Origin of the sequence: Streptomyces sedi, assembly GCF_006335015.1 — a bacterium.
In the GTDB taxonomy this organism is placed as follows: Bacteria; Actinomycetota; Actinomycetes; order Streptomycetales; family Streptomycetaceae; genus Streptomyces; species Streptomyces sedi.
The window spans coordinates 165,690-183,112 of the sequence record NZ_VDGT01000012.1; the positions used below are offsets into that span (position 1 = coordinate 165,690).

At 75.9% G+C, this 17,423-nt stretch carries 5 protein-coding genes; 2 read left to right on the forward strand and 3 right to left on the reverse strand.

All coding sequences use genetic code 11. From position 1 onward, the window contains the following. Positions 1–97: 97 nt before the first annotated feature. Positions 98–994, forward strand: a complete 897-nt coding sequence (locus FH715_RS17305) for an NAD(P)-dependent oxidoreductase (protein WP_139646264.1) — start codon at positions 98–100, stop codon at positions 992–994. 127 nt (positions 995–1,121) lie between these two features. On the opposite strand, the gene FH715_RS17310 is transcribed toward FH715_RS17305, so the two are convergent. The 3 genes from FH715_RS17310 to FH715_RS17320 all read right to left on the reverse strand — a co-directional run bounded on the left by FH715_RS17310 (position 1,122) and on the right by FH715_RS17320 (position 3,421). Beyond that, positions 1,122–2,297, reverse strand: a complete 1,176-nt coding sequence (locus FH715_RS17310) for an acyl-CoA dehydrogenase family protein (protein ID WP_139646266.1) — start codon at positions 2,295–2,297, stop codon at positions 1,122–1,124. A gap of 259 nt (positions 2,298–2,556) precedes the next feature. Further along, positions 2,557–2,982 carry a YybH family protein gene (locus tag FH715_RS17315; protein ID WP_139646268.1) on the reverse strand — a complete coding sequence of 142 codons (426 nt, stop codon included), beginning with the start codon at positions 2,980–2,982 and terminating at the stop codon, positions 2,557–2,559. A gap of 82 nt (positions 2,983–3,064) precedes the next feature. Beyond that, positions 3,065–3,421, reverse strand: coding sequence for a YybH family protein (locus FH715_RS17320; RefSeq protein ID WP_246108809.1), 357 nt, complete (start codon positions 3,419–3,421; stop codon positions 3,065–3,067). Positions 3,422–3,691: 270 nt separating this feature from the next. Here FH715_RS17320 and FH715_RS17325 point away from each other — a divergent pair, with 270 nt between their 5' ends. Then, positions 3,692–17,404: a type I polyketide synthase gene (locus tag FH715_RS17325; protein WP_139646271.1), complete on the forward strand. Its 13,713-nt coding sequence runs from the start codon at positions 3,692–3,694 to the stop codon at positions 17,402–17,404. Positions 17,405–17,423: the final 19 nt, after the last annotated feature.

Consider the following 17,423-nt stretch of genomic DNA (forward strand, 5'->3'; position numbering starts at 1 on the left):
CGCGGACCCGGCGGTGACCGGGCGGTGACCGTCCGGTTCTCCGCCCTTGCTTTGCTGACCCGGCATTCTTCACCACCCCTGCGAAACGGAGTAGCTCATGGCGGACAAGGACCGTTCACCGGTGACGGCCATCGGTCTGGGACTGATGGGCAAGGCGCTGGCCGCCACGTTCCTCGAAGCGGGACACCCGACGACGGTGTGGAACCGTTCGGCGGGCAAGGCGGACGACCTCGCCGCCCGGGGCGCGGTCGTCGCCCCCGGCCCGGCGGAGGCGGTCGCCGCCGCCGAGTTGGTCGTCGTCTGCGTGACCGACAACGACGTGCTGCACGCCGTGCTCGACCCGGTCGCCGACCAGCTCAAGGGCCGGGTGGTGGTCAACCTGTCGTCCGGTTCCTCCGACCAGGCGAGGGCCAACGCGGCGTGGGCCGAGCGCCACGGCTTCGGCTATCTCGACGGCGCGATCATGGCCGTCCCCGCCGGGGTGGGCGGCCCCCAGGCGGTGTTCTTCTACGCCGGGCCCGAGGACGTCTACCGGCGCCACGCCGACGCGCTCGGCGTGCTGGGCGGCGGCACCACCTACCTGGGCGCCGACCACGGGCTGGCCGCGCTCTACGACGTGGCGCTGCTCGGCGTGATGTACGGGCTGCTCAGCAGCTTCGTCCAGGGCGCGGCGCTGTTGGACACTGCCGGCGTCAAGGCGTCCGAGTTCCTGCCGTGGGCGACCGCGTGGGTGGACACCGTCAAGCTCTTCGCCACGGACTACGCCGGCCAGATCGACGCGGGCGACCGCGCCTACCCGGCCAACGACGCGACGATGGAGGTCAACCTCGGCGCGATCGGTCACGTGCTGCACGAGAGCGAGTCGCAGGGCGTCAACGCCGAACTGCCGCGTTTCCTGCACGAGCTGATGGGCCGCACCGTGGCCGGAGGCCATGGCGCGCACAGCTTCGCCAGCATGTTCGAGGTGTTCCGGGGTGCCGACCGCCGCGCGTAGCCGGCCGTACGGAAGGGGCAGGGGCCCGGGACGCGTTCACCGCGTCCCGGGCCCCTGCCCTTGGGCGCGGGGGCGCCGCGCGGAACGGCCGGCGAGGGTCCGGGTTCCGTGCGACGCCCCCGGCCGGTCACAGGAAGTACGTGCCGGGGTCGAGACCGAGCAGGACCCGGCCCTGCACCTCCAGGTTCGCGCCCAGCTGGACCAGGGCGTGCAGCGAGAAGCCCTGGATGTCCCGGTGGAAACGCTGGAGGTCCACATCGGCGCGGATCACCGAGCCGCCGCTCTCCGCGTACAGCAGCTCCACGACCTCCTTGGACAGCTGCCCGGCGTAGGCCGTCTGGCCGCGGATCACGGCCTTCTCCTCGTCGGTCGGCTGCTCGCCGGCGTCGGCCGCCCGCTGGAGCACCTCGTGCCAGCGGTCCGCGAGCGCGCGGGCCGCCTCGATCTTGTTGGCGGCGACGGCCAGCCGCTGCTGGGTCACCGGGTGCTGCCGCTGGTCGGTCCAGTCGGTGTAGGTGATGCCGCGTCCCGGGAGCCGTTCGAGGAACAGCTCGTAGGAGCCCTGCGCGATGCCGGTCAGCGTGGCCGCCACCCCGGAGAGGATGTAGCCCAGCAGCCCGTAGTTGCGGCCGGTCGCCCCGGTGTTGGCGCGGTCGCCGGTGGCGGCGACCATCGCCTCCTCCAGCGGCACCGTGCGGTGCGCCGGAACGAACAGGTCGTCCGCCCGCACCGTGCGGCTGCCGGTGGCGGCGCCCGAGGTGACGTGCCAGTCGTCCTCCACGGCCAGTTCCCCGGTGGGCACGAGCGCGACCAGCTCCTGGTGCGAGCCGTCGGGCGTCTCGACCATCGCGGCCAGCAGGTCCCAGTCGGCCCCGCCCACCCCGGAGTTGTAGCGCCAGGTCCCGCTGAGCCGGTAGCCGCCCTCGGCCGGCGTGAGGGTCCCGGTCGGGGCGAAGACGATCGACACCCGGGTGTCGCCGCCGGCGAAGACCTCCTCCTGCGCCCGGTCCGGGTAGAGCGTGACGGCCCACGTGCTGGTCAGCCACACCATGGTGAGCCAGCCCGTGGAGGGGCAACCGCGCGCGACCTCGGAGATCAGCCGCGACTGCCGCGCCACGTCGAGGTCGAGACCGCCGAACCTCCCGGGTACCGCGGCGCGGAAGACGCCGGCCTTCTCCAGGAGTTGGAGGTTCTCCTCCACGATCCAGCGCTGCCGTTCGCTCTCCTGCCCGTTCCGGCGCAGTGCCGGCACTGCGGCGCGCACCCCTTCGAGAACGGAGGCGAATTCTGCTTCGGTGGCCATATGGGGCTTCCCCTCGTCATACGGGACCTGCGATGTGCCCGTCACGCTATGCGGGCCGATTCTTCGCCCGGGAAACTCGCGGTCTTGCCCCGGTAATCGCCTCCGACCCCGGTGACCGGCCCGGTCCCGGGGCCCCGGCGGGCGCGCGATGACCGGGCGGTGGGCGGCCGGTGACCCGGCGCGGGGCGGGCAGCGCGAACGCCCCCCTGGGGGAGAACCAGGGGGGCGTCGACGGGCCGGCGCGACGGAGCGTGGCCCGTTACTGGGACGGCGGGCGGCCGGTGGTGGCCACCGGGCGGTCGATGGCCATGAGCCAGCGGCCGTCCTCGCCGCGCCGCAGCACGTCCGTGCAGTAGCCCTCGACGCGCGAGCGGCCGTCGGGGCCCTGGTTGTCGATGATGTACTCGACCTTGATCAGGGCCACGTCGCCGGCGACGTACCACTTGGTCAGCGTCGCCAGGCTCACCGGCTTGGTGGCCAGGTACTCGTTGAAGAACGCCAGCCTGGCCTCGCCGGTCAGCTGCTTGCCGGAGAAGTTCGAGATCGAGTCCTCGCGGTACAGGCTGTCGAACAGCGCGCCCTCACCGGAGTTGAACGCCTGCATGAAGATCTCGTTCTGGATGTACTGGTCGTCGGTGAGGTCCGGGTTCGAACGGTCGAAGTCGGTTTCGAGGTTGTAGATCATCGGGGCTGGCCCGCCTCTCTGCGCAGGTGACTGTGGGCTGTGGACGGTGCGGTGCGACGCCGTGCTGACCGAGGTCCGGGGCTCAGGACTCCTGACCGAAGGGCTCGTCGACCGCGTAGCGCCAGACGCCGTCGTCGCCCAGGCGCAGCACGTCGACGCCGACGCCCTGCTCCCGCTCGGGCGCGCCGTCGGTGGGGATCTCGATGACCCAGTCGACGATCAGCAGCGCCGTGTCGTCGGTGACGAAGCTCTCCCGCAGCGTCGCCGTCATCTTCGGCTCGCGCCGGAGGTACTCCCGCTGGAAGTCACGCCGCGCCTGGCCGGTGAGGGGCTTCCCCGGCTCCCAGACGGCAACGGCCTCCTCCGTGTAGAAGGCGTCCATGGTCTCGAAGTCGCCCGAGTTGAACGCGTCGGCGTACCGCGCGAGATGCTTCTTCATGGTTTCCACGTGATCGGACATGGCGGAGTCGACCTGCCTTCTCGGTAGTCGGCGTTGGGGCTTTCGCTACGGAAGTTAGCCCGCCCCGCTCTGCCGACCACTCATCGCCCGGTAATCCTCCGGCCTTTCCTGAAAGCGATGAGTCGTTCGAGGTCGGCCACTGACGGAAAGGAGAGAACGCCCTGCCTACGATCGGCCAGCGAGTTGCGTCCGCTGCTCAGCGGTTGCTCAGAGGTCCTGGCAATTCGGCCGGAAAGGCAGTCGAGCGAGATGACGAATCAGCACGAGTCGGCAACCACCGCGCGGCACGGCGACGAGGACGAGACGATCGCGGTCGTCGGGCTGGCCTGCCGCCTGCCGGGGGCGGATGGCCCCGAGGCGTTCTGGCACCTGCTGAGCGCCGGCACGGACGCCATCACCCCCGTGCCGGAGGGCCGTTGGCGTTCGGCGACCGGCGAGCCCGAGCCGGAGGGCACGCTCCCGGGGATGCGGCGCGGCGGCTTCCTCGACTCGGTCGACACCTTCGACGCGGGCTTCTTCGGCGTCGCGCCCCGCGAGGCCGTCACGATGGACCCGCAGCAGCGGCTCGTCCTCGAACTCGCCTGGGAGGCGCTGGAGGACGCCGGTGTCGTGCCCGCCGCGCTGCGCGGCAGCCGCACCGCCGTCTTCGTCGGCACGCTCCGCGAGGACTACGCGGCCCTGCTCTACCAGTACGGCGCCGCCGCCATCACCCAGCACAGCATGGCCGGCGTCAACCGGGGCGTCATCGCCAACCGGGTCTCCTACCACCTGGGGCTGCACGGCCCCAGCCTCACCGTGGACTCCGCCCAGTCGTCCTCGCTCGTCGCCGTCCACCTGGCCTGCGAGTCGCTGCGCTCCGGCGAGGCGGAGGCCGCCATCGTCGCCGGCGTCAACCTGAACATCCTCGCCGAGGGCGCCGTCACCGAGGAGCGGTTCGGCGGACTCTCGCCCGACGGCACCACCTACACCTTCGACGCCCGCGCCAACGGCTTCGTCCGGGGCGAGGGCGGAGCCGCCGTCGTCCTCAAGCCGCTGAGTACGGCCCGCGCCGACGGGGACACCGTCCTCGCCGTCATCCGCGGCAGCGCCGTCAACAACGACGGCTCCACCCCGGGCCTGACCGTTCCCGGCCGCGACGCCCAGGAGCGGGTGCTGCGCGCGGCGTACGAACGGGCCGGCGTCGACCCGGCGCTGGTGCAGTACGTCGAACTGCACGGCACCGGCACCCCCGTCGGCGACCCGATCGAGGCCGCCGCGCTCGGCGCGGCCCTCGGCGCCGCCCGCGCCGACGGCCGGCCGCTGCGCGTCGGCTCGGTGAAGACCAACATCGGCCACCTGGAGGGCGCCGCCGGCATCACCGGGCTGGTCAAGACCGTGCTGGCGCTGCGCCACCGCGCCCTGCCGGCGAGCCTCAACTTCGCCACGCCCCACCCCGACATCCCGCTCGACGAGCTGGGCCTGGCCGTCCAGGACACCCACTCCGACTGGCCCGCGCCCGAGCGGCCCCTGGTGGCGGGCGTCTCCTCGTTCGGCATGGGCGGCACCAACGCGCACGTCGTGCTCGCCGAGAGCCCCGACGCGCCGACCGCGGCCGAGCCCACCGGGCCCCGGGACGACGAGGGCGCCCCGCTGCCCTGGGTGGTCTCCGCCCGTGGCGAGGAGGCTCTCCAGGCCCAGGCGGAACGGCTGCGGGACGCCCTCGACGGCGAGGGCGCCCCGCGCCCCGCCGCCGTCGGCCGCGCGCTCGCCGCCACCCGCACCGTCTTCGAGCACCGCGCCGTCATCCTCGGCGAGAACCGGCGCGGGATGCTCGACGGGCTCGACGCGCTGGCCGCCGGCGGCTTCGCCGGCCACGTCGTCACCGGCGAGGCGAGGCCGGGGCGCACCGCCTGGCTCTTCTCGGGCCAGGGCTCCCAGCGCACCGGCATGGGCGGCGAACTGAGCGCCGCCTTCCCGGAGTTCGCCGCCGCCTACCGGGAGATCTGCGACGCCTTCACCCCGCTGCTCGACCGGCCGCTGGCCGAGGTCGTCGCCACCGGCGACGGCATCGACAACACCGCGTACGCCCAGCCGGCGCTCTTCGCGATCGAGGTCGCGCTCTACCGGCTGGTCGCCTCCTGGGGCGTGACCGCCGACCTGGTCGCCGGCCACTCCATCGGCGAGATCTCCGCCGCGCACGTCGCCGGCGTGCTGTCGCTGCCCGACGCCGCCAAGCTGGTCGCCGCCCGCGGCCGGCTGATGCGGGCGCTGCCGCCCGGCGGCGTCATGGTCGCCGTCGAGGCCAGCGAGGAGGAGGTGCTGCCGCTGCTGGAGGGCCACGAGGACGAGGCCGCCGTCGCCGCCATCAACGGCCCGCTCGCCCTAGTGCTCTCCGGCGCGGACGCACGGGTCACCGTCGTCGCCGAGCAGGTCGCCGCCTGGGGCCGCCGGGTGCGCAGGCTGCCCATTCCGATGGCCTCCCACTCGCCGCTGATCGTTCCCATGCTGGAGGAGTTCGGCCGCGTCGCCCACGAGTTGGAGTACCACGAGCCGCGGATCGCCGCCGTCTCCACCGTCACCGGCGAACCCGTCGTCCCCGGCCAGTGGACCGACCCCGACTACTGGGTGGAGGAGGTGCGCCGCCCGGTCCGCTTCCTGGAGACCGTCCGGACGCTGGAGGCCCAGGGCGCCACCACCATGGTGGAGCTGGGGCCGGACACCGTCTGCGCCACCATGGCCAACAACTCGGTGCGCGACCCCGACACGGTCAAGGCGTTCGGCGTGCTGCGCACCGGCAAGCCCGAACGGGAACGCCTGCTCGCCGCCCTCGCCGCCGCCTTCGTCCGGGGCACCCACCTGGACTGGGCCGCCGTGCACGCCGACGACGACGAAGGCCCGGCGCCGCGCCTGGCGCTGCCCACCTACGCGTTCCAGCGGGACCGCTACTGGATCGACGGCACCGCCCGCGCCGCCACCCTGACCGAGGCGGGACCCGCCGCGCCCGGCGGGCCCGCGCGGCCCGCGCGGCGGCGGATGGTCGGGGCCGACGCCACCGCCGTCGTGCTGGAGCGGGTCGCCGCCGTCCTCGGCTACCCCGAGGGCCGCCGGGTGGAGACGCACGCCACGTTCAAGGAACTGGGCCTCGACTCGCTGATGTCCGTCGAGCTGCGCGACGCGCTCGCCGCGGCCACCGGCCTGCGGCTGCCCGGCGGGCTGCTCTTCGACCATCCGACGCCCGCCGCCCTGATCGCCCGCCTGGACACGATGCTGGCCGGCGCCGCCGAGGACGGGACGGAGGACATCGCCGCCGTCGCCGCCGACGAGCCGATCGCGATCGTCGGCATGGCCTGCCGCTACCCGGGCGGGGTCTCCTCGCCCGAGGAGCTGTGGCGGATCGTCGCCGAGGGCGGCGACGCCATCTCCGGCCTCCCCGACGACCGGGGCTGGGACCTCGCGCCGCTGGACGGCGAGGACGGCCGGGGCGCGGTCCGCGCGGGGGGATTCCTCGACGACGCGGCCCTGTTCGACAACGAGTTCTTCGGCATCTCGCCCCGCGAGGCGCTGGCCATGGACCCGCAGCAGCGGCTGCTGCTGGAGACCGCCTGGGAGGCGGTGGAACGCGCCGGGCTGGACACCTCGGCGCTCAGGGGCAGCCGCACCGGCGTCTTCGTCGGGGCCACCGCCCTGGAGTACGGCCCCCGGATGCACGAGGCGGCCGAGACCGTCGAGGGCCATGTCCTCACCGGCACCACGCCGAGCGTGCTCTCCGGCCGCATCGCCTACCAGCTGGGCCTGGTCGGGCCGGCCGTGACCGTCGACACCGCCTGCTCCTCCTCGCTGGTCGCCCTCCACATGGCGCTGCGTTCGCTGCGTTCCGGCGAGACGACGCTCGCCCTCGCCGGCGGCGCCACCGTGATGTCCTCGCCCGGCATGTTCGTCGAGTTCTCCCGCCAGCGCGGTCTGGCGCCCGACGGGCGGGTCAAGTCCTTCGCGGCGGCGGCCGACGGCACCTCCTGGTCGGAGGGCGTGGGGCTGCTGCTGGTCGAGCGGCTCTCCGACGCGCGGCGCAACGGGCACCGGGTGTTGGCGGTGGTGCGTGGTTCGGCCGTGAACCAGGACGGGGCGTCCAACGGGCTGACGGCGCCGAACGGTCCCTCGCAGGAGCGGGTGATCCGTGCCGCGCTGGCGGATGCGGGCCTCGCTCCCGGCGAGGTGGACGCGGTGGAGGCGCACGGCACCGGTACCCGGCTCGGGGACCCGATCGAGGCGGGGGCGCTGCTGGCCACCTACGGCCGGGACCGGGACCCCGAACGCCCCCTGCTGCTGGGCTCGTTGAAGTCGAACATCGGGCACGCCCAGGCCGCGGCAGGCGTCGGCGGGGTCATCAAGATGGTGGAGGCGATGCGCCACGGCACCCTGCCGCGCACCCTGCACGTGGACGAGCCCTCCCCGATGGTCGACTGGTCGGACGGCTCCGTCGAGCTGCTGACCGAGGAACGCGACTGGCCCGCCGCCGCCGCCGACCGGCCGCGCCGCGCCGGGGTCTCCTCGTTCGGCATCAGCGGCACCAACGCCCATGTCGTCATCGAGGCGGCCCCGGAGACGGAGCCCGCGACGCCCGAGCCCGAGACCGCCCCCGAACCCCCCGGCCCCTGGCTGCTCAGCGCGCACAGCGCCGAGGCCCTGGCCGCCCAGGCCGAACGGCTGCGCGCCCACCTGGACGCCCACCCGGGGACGCGGCCCGTCGACGTCGGCTGGTCGCTGGCCGCCACCAGGACCGCGCTGCCCGAGCGCGCCGTCCTCACCGGCGCCACCCCCGAGGAACTGCGCGCCGCGCTGGACGCCCTCGCCACCGGCGCGCCCTCGCCGGCCGTCCGCTCCGGCGGCGCCGCCGGAGCCGGCCGCACCGCCTTCCTCTTCGCCGGGCAGGGCGCCCAGCGCCCCGGGATGGGCCGTGAACTGTACGAGTCCTCCCCGGTGTTCGCCGCCGCGCTCGACGAGGTGTGCGCCGCGTTCGACCCGCACCTGGACATGCCGCTGCGCGAGGTGATGTTCGCCGAGGAGGGCACCGCCGAGGCGGCGGCGCTGGACCTGACCGCCTACACGCAGCCCGCGCTCTTCGCCGTGGAGACCGCGCTCTTCCGCCTCGCCGAGCACCACGGCACGGTCCCCGACCTGCTGGCCGGCCACTCGATCGGCGAGATCGCCGCCGCGCACGCCGCCGACGTGCTCGACCTGGCCGACGCCGCCCGCCTGGTCACCGCGCGCGGCCGGCTGATGCAGTCGGCCCGCGACGGCGGCGCGATGGCGGCCGTCGAGGCCGAGGAGGCCGAACTCGCCGACGACCTCGACGAGTTCGGCGACCGGCTCGCGCTGGCCGCCGTCAACGGCCCCACCGCCGTCGTCGTCTCGGGCGACGCGGACGCCGTCGACGCGCTCGCCGAACGCTGGCGCGCCCGGGGACGCAGGACCCGCCGGCTGCGCGTCAGCCACGCGTTCCACTCGCCGCACATGGACGACGTGCTCGACGAGTTCCGCGAGGTCGTCGACGGGCTCGACCTGCGCGCCCCCCGCATCCCGCTGGTCTCCACCGTCACCGGCGCGCTCGCCACCCCCGAGGAGCTGACCGACCCCGGCTACTGGACGCGGCAGATCCGCCGCCCCGTCAGGTTCCTCGACGCGGTCCGCGAACTCTCCCGCCAGGGCGCCACCGTCCACGTCGAGATGGGGCCCGACGCCGTGCTCACCTCGCTCGCCGGCACCGCCCTCGGCGACGGCGCCGCCACCGTGCCGCTGCTGCGCGCCGGGCGCCCCGAGCCGGAGACGCTGACCGCCGGGCTCACCCTCGCCTGGGCCAACGGCGCGCCGCTGGACGGCGCCACGCTCCACCCGGGCGGGCGCCGCGTCGACCTGCCGACCTACGCCTTCCAACGCGCGCACCACTGGCTGGCACCCGCCGGCCGCTCCGACGCGCGCGGGCTCGGCCTCGACCCGGCCGACCACCCGCTGCTGCACACCACGCTGGAGGTGGCCGGCCGGGACGACGTGCTGCTCACCGGGCGGCTCTCCGTCGACACCCACCCCTGGCTCGCCGACCACGCCGTCGGCGGCACCGTCCTCGTGCCCGCCACCGCCTTCCTCGAACTCGCCTTCGCCGCCGGCCTCCCCACCGAGACCGACCGGATAGCGGAGCTGACGCTTGAGGCGCCGCTGACGCTGCCGGAACGCGGCGCCGTGCGCGTGCAGGTGTCCGTCGGCTCCCCCGAGCCGGACGGCGGACGCGCCTTCGCCGTCCACGCCAGGCCCGACACCGACGCCGGCGCCCAGGAGCCGTGGACCCGGCACGCCTCCGGCGTGCTCGGCGGCGCCGCCACCGACCAGACGCCCGCCGCCCCCGCGCAGTGGCCGCCGGCCGGCGCGACACCGCGGCCCGTCGACGACGCCTACGACCGGCTCGCCGAGCTGGGCTACGGCTACGGCCCCGCGTTCCAGGGACTGACCGCGCTGTGGCGGTCCGGTGAGGAGCTGTGGGTCGAGGTGGCGCTGCCGGAGCGACAGCACGCCGCCGCCGAGCGGTTCGGGCTGCACCCCGCGCTCTTCGACGCGCTGCTGCACCCGGTCGTGCTGCACGCCGCCGCCGGCGGGGAGACCGACGGCGTCCGGCTGCCGTTCGCCTGGACCGGCGCGACGCTGCACGCCACCGGCGCCACGGCGCTGCGTGCCCGCGTCACCCCGACCGGGCCCGACAGCTACGCGCTGGCCGCGTTCGACCCGGCCGGGCGGCCCGTGCTCTCCCTGGACGAGCTCACCCTGCGGCCCATCGACCCCGAACGGCTCGCCGCCGTCACCGCCCGCCGCCCCGAGGGGCTGTACGACCTCGTGTGGACGCCGGTCGCGACGCCGGCACCGGAGGGGGCCGAGTCCCGACTCGTCGAGATCGACCGGGCCGGGCCGCCGGCCGAACCGCCCGCCGCGGACGCCCTGGTGGTCCGCGTCTCCGCGCTCACCGACCCGGCCGGCGGGCCGGAGGCGCCGCCCGCCGCCGCGCACCGGACGACCACGGCCTTCCTGGAGCTGCTCCAGAGCCTCCTCGCCGACCCGCGCCTGGACGGCGCGAAGCTGCTGGTCGTCACCGAGGGCGCGGTCGCGGCGGTCCCCGGCGAGGACGTCGGGGACCTGGCGGCGGCCCCCGTCTGGGGCCTGTCGCGCTCGGCGCAGTCCGAGCACCCGGACCGCCTGATCCTCCTCGACACCGACCGCGAACTCGCCGCCGGCGACCGGCACCTCGCCGCCGCGCTCGTCGCCGGCGAGCCGCAGCTCGCGCTCCGCGACGGCGAACTCCGCGCGCCCCGGCTCGTCCGCGCCACCGCCCCCGACCCCGACGACGCCGCGCCCCTCGGGGACGGCGCGGTCCTGGTGACGGGCGGCACCGGTGGGCTGGGCGCGTGGGTGGCGCGCCACGTGGTGGCGGTGCACGGGGTGCGGGAGGTGGTGCTGGTGAGCCGCCGCGGGGCTTCCGCGCCGGGTGCGGGGGAGCTGGTGGCGGACCTTGAGGAGGCGGGCGCGCGCGTGCGGGTGGAGGCGTGCGACGTGGGTGACCGGGAGCAGCTGGCCGCGTTGTGGGGCCGGGTGGGCGACGGGGTGTCGGCGGTGGTGCACACGGCGGGGGTGCTGGACGACGCGACGGTCGAGGGCCTGACGCCCGAGCGGTTGGCCGCGGTCGCCCGGCCGAAGGCCGAGGCGGCGTGGCATCTGCACGAGCTGACGCGCGATCGGGAACTGTCGGCGTTCGTCCTCTTCTCCTCGGTGGCGGGGCTGCTGGGGACGGGCGGGCAGGGGAACTACGCGGCGGCGAACGCGTTCCTGGACGCGTTGGCGGCGCACCGCGCGGCCTCCGGGCTGCCGGGGCTCTCCCTCGCCTGGGGCCTGTGGGGCGGTGAGCGGGGCATGGGCGCCACCCTCGACGAGACCGAGCTGGCCCGCTGGAACCGTTCCGGCCTCCGCCCGCTGGCCGCCGAACACGGCCTCGCGCTGCTCGACGCCTCCCTCGCCGGCCCGCACGCCCTGCGCGTCCCCGCCGCGTTCGACCTCTCCGCGCGGCGCGCCGCCGACCGCGAACCCGCGCCCCTGCTGCGCGCCCTGGTGCGCGGCAGGCCCCGCCGCGCCGCCGCCGGGGCGGCGGGCGGCGCCGACTGGGCCGAGCGGATGGCCGCACTCGCCGAGGACGAGCGCGCCGAGACCGTGCTCGACCTGGTGCGCACCACCGTCGCCGGCGTCCTCGGCCACGCCGACCCGCGCCGGCTGGACGCCGGTCGGGCGTTCAAGGAGATGGGCTTCGACTCGCTGGCCGGCGTCGAGCTGCGCAACCGGCTCAACGCCGCCACCGGACTGCGGCTGCCCACCACCGTCGTCTTCGACCACCCGTCACCGCGGGCCGTCACCGACTTCCTGCTGTCCCGGCTGACGGGCGCCACCGCCGGCGCGGCCACCGCCACGCGCCGGCCGGTCCCGACCCCCACCGACGAGCCGATCGCGATCGTCGGCATGGCCTGCCGCTACCCGGGCGGGGTCTCCTCGCCCGAGGAGCTGTGGCGGCTGGTCGCCGACGGCACGGACGCCGTCGGCCCGTTCCCCGAGAACCGGGGCTGGGACCTGGACGCCCTCTACGACCCGGACCCCGAGCACACCGGCACCTCCTATGTGCGGCACGGCGGCTTCCTGCACGAGGCCGACCGGTTCGACCCGGCTTTCTTCGGCATCAGCCCCCGCGAGGCCGTCGCGATGGACCCGCAGCACCGGCTGCTGCTGGAGACCGCCTGGGAGACGTTCGAGAACGCGAGGCTGGACCCCGCCGCCCTGCGCGGCTCCGGCACCGGCGTCTTCGTCGGCGCCATGTACGACGACTACGTCTCGCGGCTGGCCGCCAGCCCGGAGGAGTACGAGGGCTTCCTGCTGGCCGGCAACCTCTCCAGCGTCGTCTCGGGACGGCTCTCCTACACCTACGGCTTCGAGGGCCCCGCCGTCACCGTCGACACCGCCTGCTCCTCCTCGCTGGTCGCCCTGCACCTCGCGGCCAACGCCCTGCGCAACGGCGAGTGCGACCTCGCGCTGGCCGGCGGGGTCACCGTGATGGCGGGCCCGAACGTCTTCGTCGAGTTCTCCCGGCAGCGCGGACTCTCGCCCGACGGCCGCTGCCGGTCCTTCGGCGCGGACGCGGACGGCGTCGGCTGGTCGGAGGGCGTCGGCCTGCTGCTGGTCGAACGGCTCTCCGACGCCCGCCGCAACGGGCACCGGGTGCTGGCGGTGGTGCGCGGCTCCGCCGTCAACCAGGACGGGGCGTCCAACGGGCTGACGGCGCCCAACGGCCCCTCCCAGGAACGGGTCATCCGCCAGGCCCTCGGCAACGCGGGGCTCGCCCCCGCCGAGATCGACGCGGTCGAGGCGCACGGCACCGGCACCCGGCTGGGCGACCCGATCGAGGCCCAGGCGCTGCTGGCCACCTACGGCCAGGACCGGGACCCCGAACGCCCCCTGCTGCTGGGCTCGTTGAAGTCCAACATCGGGCACGCCCAGGCCGCGGCGGGCGTCGGCGGCATCATCAAGATGGTCGAGGCGATGCGCCACGGCACCCTCCCGCGCACCCTCCACGCCGAGCGGCCCTCCCCGATGGTCGACTGGTCGGACGGCTCCGTCGAGCTGCTGACCGAGGAACGCGACTGGCCCGCCACCGCCGACCGGCCGCGCCGCGCCGGGATCTCCTCGTTCGGCATCAGCGGCACCAACGCCCATGTCGTCATCGAGGAGCCCGAGCCCGAGCCCGACGGTGAGCCCGGCGCCGCGCCGCCCGCCACCGGAGCCCCCTGGCCGCTCAGCGCGCACAGCGCCGAGGCCCTGGCCGCCCAGGCCGAACGGCTGCGCGCCCACCTGGTCGCGCACCCCGAGACGCCGCTGGCCGACGTCGGCCACTCCCTGGCCACCACCCGCACCCCGCACGCACACCGCGCGCTGGTCGTGGCCGCCGACCGCGAGGAACTCCTCGACGGGCTCGCCGTTCTCGCCCGGGGCGAGAACGCCCCCCACGCGCCGCGCGTCCCCGCCGGCGCCCGCGGCGGGACCGCGTTCCTGCTGACCGGCCAGGGCGCCCAGCGGCTCGGGATGGGCCGCGAACTGTACGCCGCCTCCCCGGTGTTCGCCGCCGCGCTCGACGCGGTGTGCGCGGAGCTGAACCGGGCGCTGGTCCGGCCGCTGGAGTCCGTGCTCTTCGCGCCCGAGGACTCCGCGGACTCGGCGCTGCTGGACCAGACCGCCTACACCCAGGCCGCGCTCTTCGCCGTGGAGACCGCGCTGTTCCGGCTGGTCGAGCACCACGGGATCACCCCCGACTACCTGCTCGGCCACTCCGTGGGCGAGGTGACCGCCGCCCATCTCGCGGGCGTGCTGGACCTGACCGACGCCGCCGCCCTGGTCGCGGGGCGCGGCCGGCTGATGCAGTCCGCCCGCGAGGGCGGCGCCATGGCGGCGCTGGAGGCCACCGAGGAGCAGGTGCGGGAGGCCCTCGCGCCCTACGGCGACCGGGTCGCGATCGCCGCCGTCAACTCGCCCACCTCCACCGTCGTCTCCGGAGACGACGACGCCGTCGACGAGCTGGCCGGCCACTTCAGGGAACGCGGCGGACGCGTCCGCCGCCTGCCGGTCAGCCACGCGTTCCACTCGCCGCACATGGACGGCGTGCTCGACGAGTTCCGCGCGCTGGCCGCCGGCCTCACCTACCGGGCGCCCCGCGTCCCGATCGTCTCCAACGTCACCGGCGCGCTCGCCACCCCCGAGGAACTCGCCTCGCCCGACTACTGGGCGCGCCACATCCGCCGTCCCGTCCGCTTCCTCGACGGCGTCCGCCTGCTGGAGGAGCGGGGCGTCACCGAGTGGCTGGAGCTCGGCCCCGACGGCGTGCTGACCGCGCTGGTCCAGGCCTCGCTCACCGCCGAGCCGGGCGCGGTCGCCCCCGCCCTGCGCCGGGGCCGGCCCGAGGGCGCGACGTTCACCGCGGCCGTCGGGCTGCTCGCGGCACGCGGTGCCACGCCGCGCTGGGAGACGTTCTTCCCCGGCGGGCGGCCCACCGAGCTGCCCTCCTACGCCTTCCAGCGGCAGCGCTACTGGCTGGACGCCCCCGACACGGCCGGCGACGCGGGCGGCTTCGGGCTGACCGCTGCCGACCACCCGCTGCTCGGCGCCGGCACCGCGCTCGCCGACCGCGACGAGCACGTCTTCACCGGCCGGATCTCCCGCCACACCCACCCCTGGCTGGTGGACCACGCCGTCGCCGGCACCGTGCTCGTGCCCGGCACAGGGCTGCTGGAGATCGCGCTGGCCGCCGGCGAACGCGCCGGGACGCCCACCGTCGACGAGCTGACCCTCGCCGTCCCGCTGACGCTGCCCGAACGCGGCGGCGTCCGGCTCCAGGTGACCGTCGGCGCCGCCGACGACGGAGGCGCCCGCCCGGTGCGGGTCCACTCCAGGCCCGAGGACGCCCTCGACGGGGACGAGTGGACCCCGCACGCGCACGGCACGCTTCGCCCCGCCGAAGTGCCGGCCGCCGACGCGCCGTTGGCCGCCTGGCCGCCGCCCGGCGCCACCGAGACCGACCTGGAGGGCGCCTACGCCAGGATCGCCGAACTCGGCTACGCCTACGGCCCGGCCTTCCGCAACCTGCGCCGGCTCTGGACCGCGGGCGAGGGCATCGACGAGCTGTACGCGGAGGTGGCGCTCGACGCCGAACACCGCGCCGCCGCCGCCCGGTTCGCGCTCCACCCGGCGCTGCTCGACGCCGCGTTGCACACCCTGCTCCCCGGGGTCGCGGCCGACGCCGGGCCGGCGCTGCTGCCCTTCTCCTGGGCGGGCGTCCGGGTCGACGCCGGCGGCGCCTCGGCCCTGCGGGTGCGGCTGGTCCGCTCCGGCGAGGCCGATTCCCCGGTGGTCGCCCTGACCGTCGCCGACGAGAACGGCGCGACGCTGGCCACCGTCGAGGAGTTGGCCTTGCGTCCGCTGGCCGCCGACGTCCTGGCCACCGCGGGCGCCCGCGCCGACGGGCTGCTGCGGATCGACTGGACGCCGCTGCCCGAGGCCGGCGAAGCGGCCGGCACCGACGGTTGGGCCGTGCTCGGCGCCACCGAGACCACGGTCCCCGCCGGCACCCCGGTGTACGCCGACCGCGCGGCGCTGCTGGGCGCGCTCGACGAGGGCGCGCCCGCGCCCGGCGTGCTGCTGCTGCCGTACCTCGACGAGGGGGACACCGGCACCGCCGTGCCCGAGGCCGCGCACGCCGCGCTCGCCGGCGCGCTGGCCGACGTCCAGGGCTGGCTCGCCGACGAGCGGCTCGCCACCACCCGGCTGGTCGCCCTCACCCGCCGCGCCGTCGCCGCCGCGCCGGACGAGGACGTCACCGACCTCGTGCACGCCCCGCTCTGGGGGCTGCTGCGCTCCGTCGCCTCCGAACACCCGGGACGCGTCCAGCTCGTCGACCTCGACGACCCGGCGAAGGCCGCCGAGGCGCTGCCCCGGCTCGTCGCCGAGGGCGAGCCGCAGTGCGCGGTGCGCGGCGACGCGCTCCTCGTCCCCCGGCTGGCCACCACGGCACCCGCCGCTTCCGCCGCCGGGGGCGCCGCGCCCTTCGGGGACGGCGCGGTCCTGGTGACGGGCGGCACGGGTGGGCTGGGCGCGTGGGTGGCGCGCCATGTGGTGGCGGTGCACGGGGTGCGGGAGGTGGTGCTGGTGAGCCGGCGCGGCTCGGCCGCGCCGGGCGCCGAGCAGTTGGTCGCCGACCTCGCGCACGCGGGGGCCCGGGTGCGCGTGGAGGCATGTGACGTGGGGGAGCGCGACCAGGTCGAGGCGCTGCTCGGCCGCGTCGGTGACGGCCTGTCGGCGGTGGTGCACACCGCCGGCGTGCTCGACGACGCCACGGTGGAGGGGCTGACGCCCGAGCGCCTGGCGGCGGTCGCCCGGCCCAAGGCCGAGGCGGCGTGGCATCTGCACGAGCTGACGCGGGGTCTGGGACTGTCGGCGTTCGTCCTCTACTCGTCCATGGCCGGGTTGCTGGGGACGGCGGGCCAGGGCAACTACGCGGCGGCGAACGCGTTCCTCGACGCGTTGGCCGCGCACCGCAGGGCCTCCGGGCTGCCCGGACTCTCCCTCGCCTGGGGGCTGTGGGAGCAGTCCAGCGAACTCTCCGGGCATCTCGCCGACACCGACCTGCGCCGACTCGCCCGCTCGGGCCTGCTCCCGCTGGCGACCGACGACGCGCTGGCCCTGCTCGACGCCGCGCCCGCGCTGGAGGAGAGCGTGCTGGCCGTCACCCGGCTCGACCCCCGCGCCCTGCGGGAAGCCGCCGGAAGGGACCAACTCCCCGCCGTGCTGCGCGGCCTGGTCCGTTCCCCCGCCAGGCGGAACCGGGCGACCGCCGGCGCCGCCCAGGCCGGCGGCCCCCCGCTGGCCGAGCGGCTGGCGCCGCTGCCGCCCGCCGAACGGGACCGCGTGCTCACGGACCTGGTGCGGGCGAGGGTCGCCGCCGTGCTCGGCCACGCCGACCACTCCGCCGTCGACCCCGAACGTCCCGTCCAGGAACTCGGCTTCGACTCGCTGACCGCCCTGGAGCTGCGCAACCAGCTCAACGCCGAGACCGGGCTGCGGCTGCCCAGCACGCTGGTCTTCGACCATCCGACCCCCAGGGCTGTCGCCGCCCATCTCGCCGGGCACCTCGACATCGGGGAGACCACCCCCGACGAGCCCGTGCTCGCCGAGCTGTCCCGGTTGCGGACCGTCATCGCCTCGGTCTCGGCCGACGGCGAGGCCCGCGACCGGATCACCGCGCGGCTGCGCGAACTGCTCGCCACGGCCGACTCCGCCGCCGGCGCCGCCGAGAGCGCCGACGACGACCTGGAGGCGGCCACCGACGAGGAGCTCTTCGCCCTCGTGGACGAACGCGACTGACCCGGCCCTTCCCTGATCC

Bases quoted from the DNA above. Each gene is read 5' to 3' on its own strand.
- FH715_RS17305 (WP_139646264.1), top strand. From the start codon at position 98: ATGGCGGACAAGGACCGTTCACCGGTGACGGCCATCGGTCTGGGACTG.
- FH715_RS17310 (WP_139646266.1), bottom strand. From the start codon at position 2,297: ATGGCCACCGAAGCAGAATTCGCCTCCGTTCTCGAAGGGGTGCGCGCC.
- FH715_RS17315 (WP_139646268.1), bottom strand. From the start codon at position 2,982: ATGATCTACAACCTCGAAACCGACTTCGACCGTTCGAACCCGGACCTC.
- FH715_RS17320 (WP_246108809.1), bottom strand. From the start codon at position 3,421: ATGAAGAAGCATCTCGCGCGGTACGCCGACGCGTTCAACTCGGGCGAC.
- FH715_RS17325 (WP_139646271.1), top strand. From the start codon at position 3,692: ATGACGAATCAGCACGAGTCGGCAACCACCGCGCGGCACGGCGACGAG.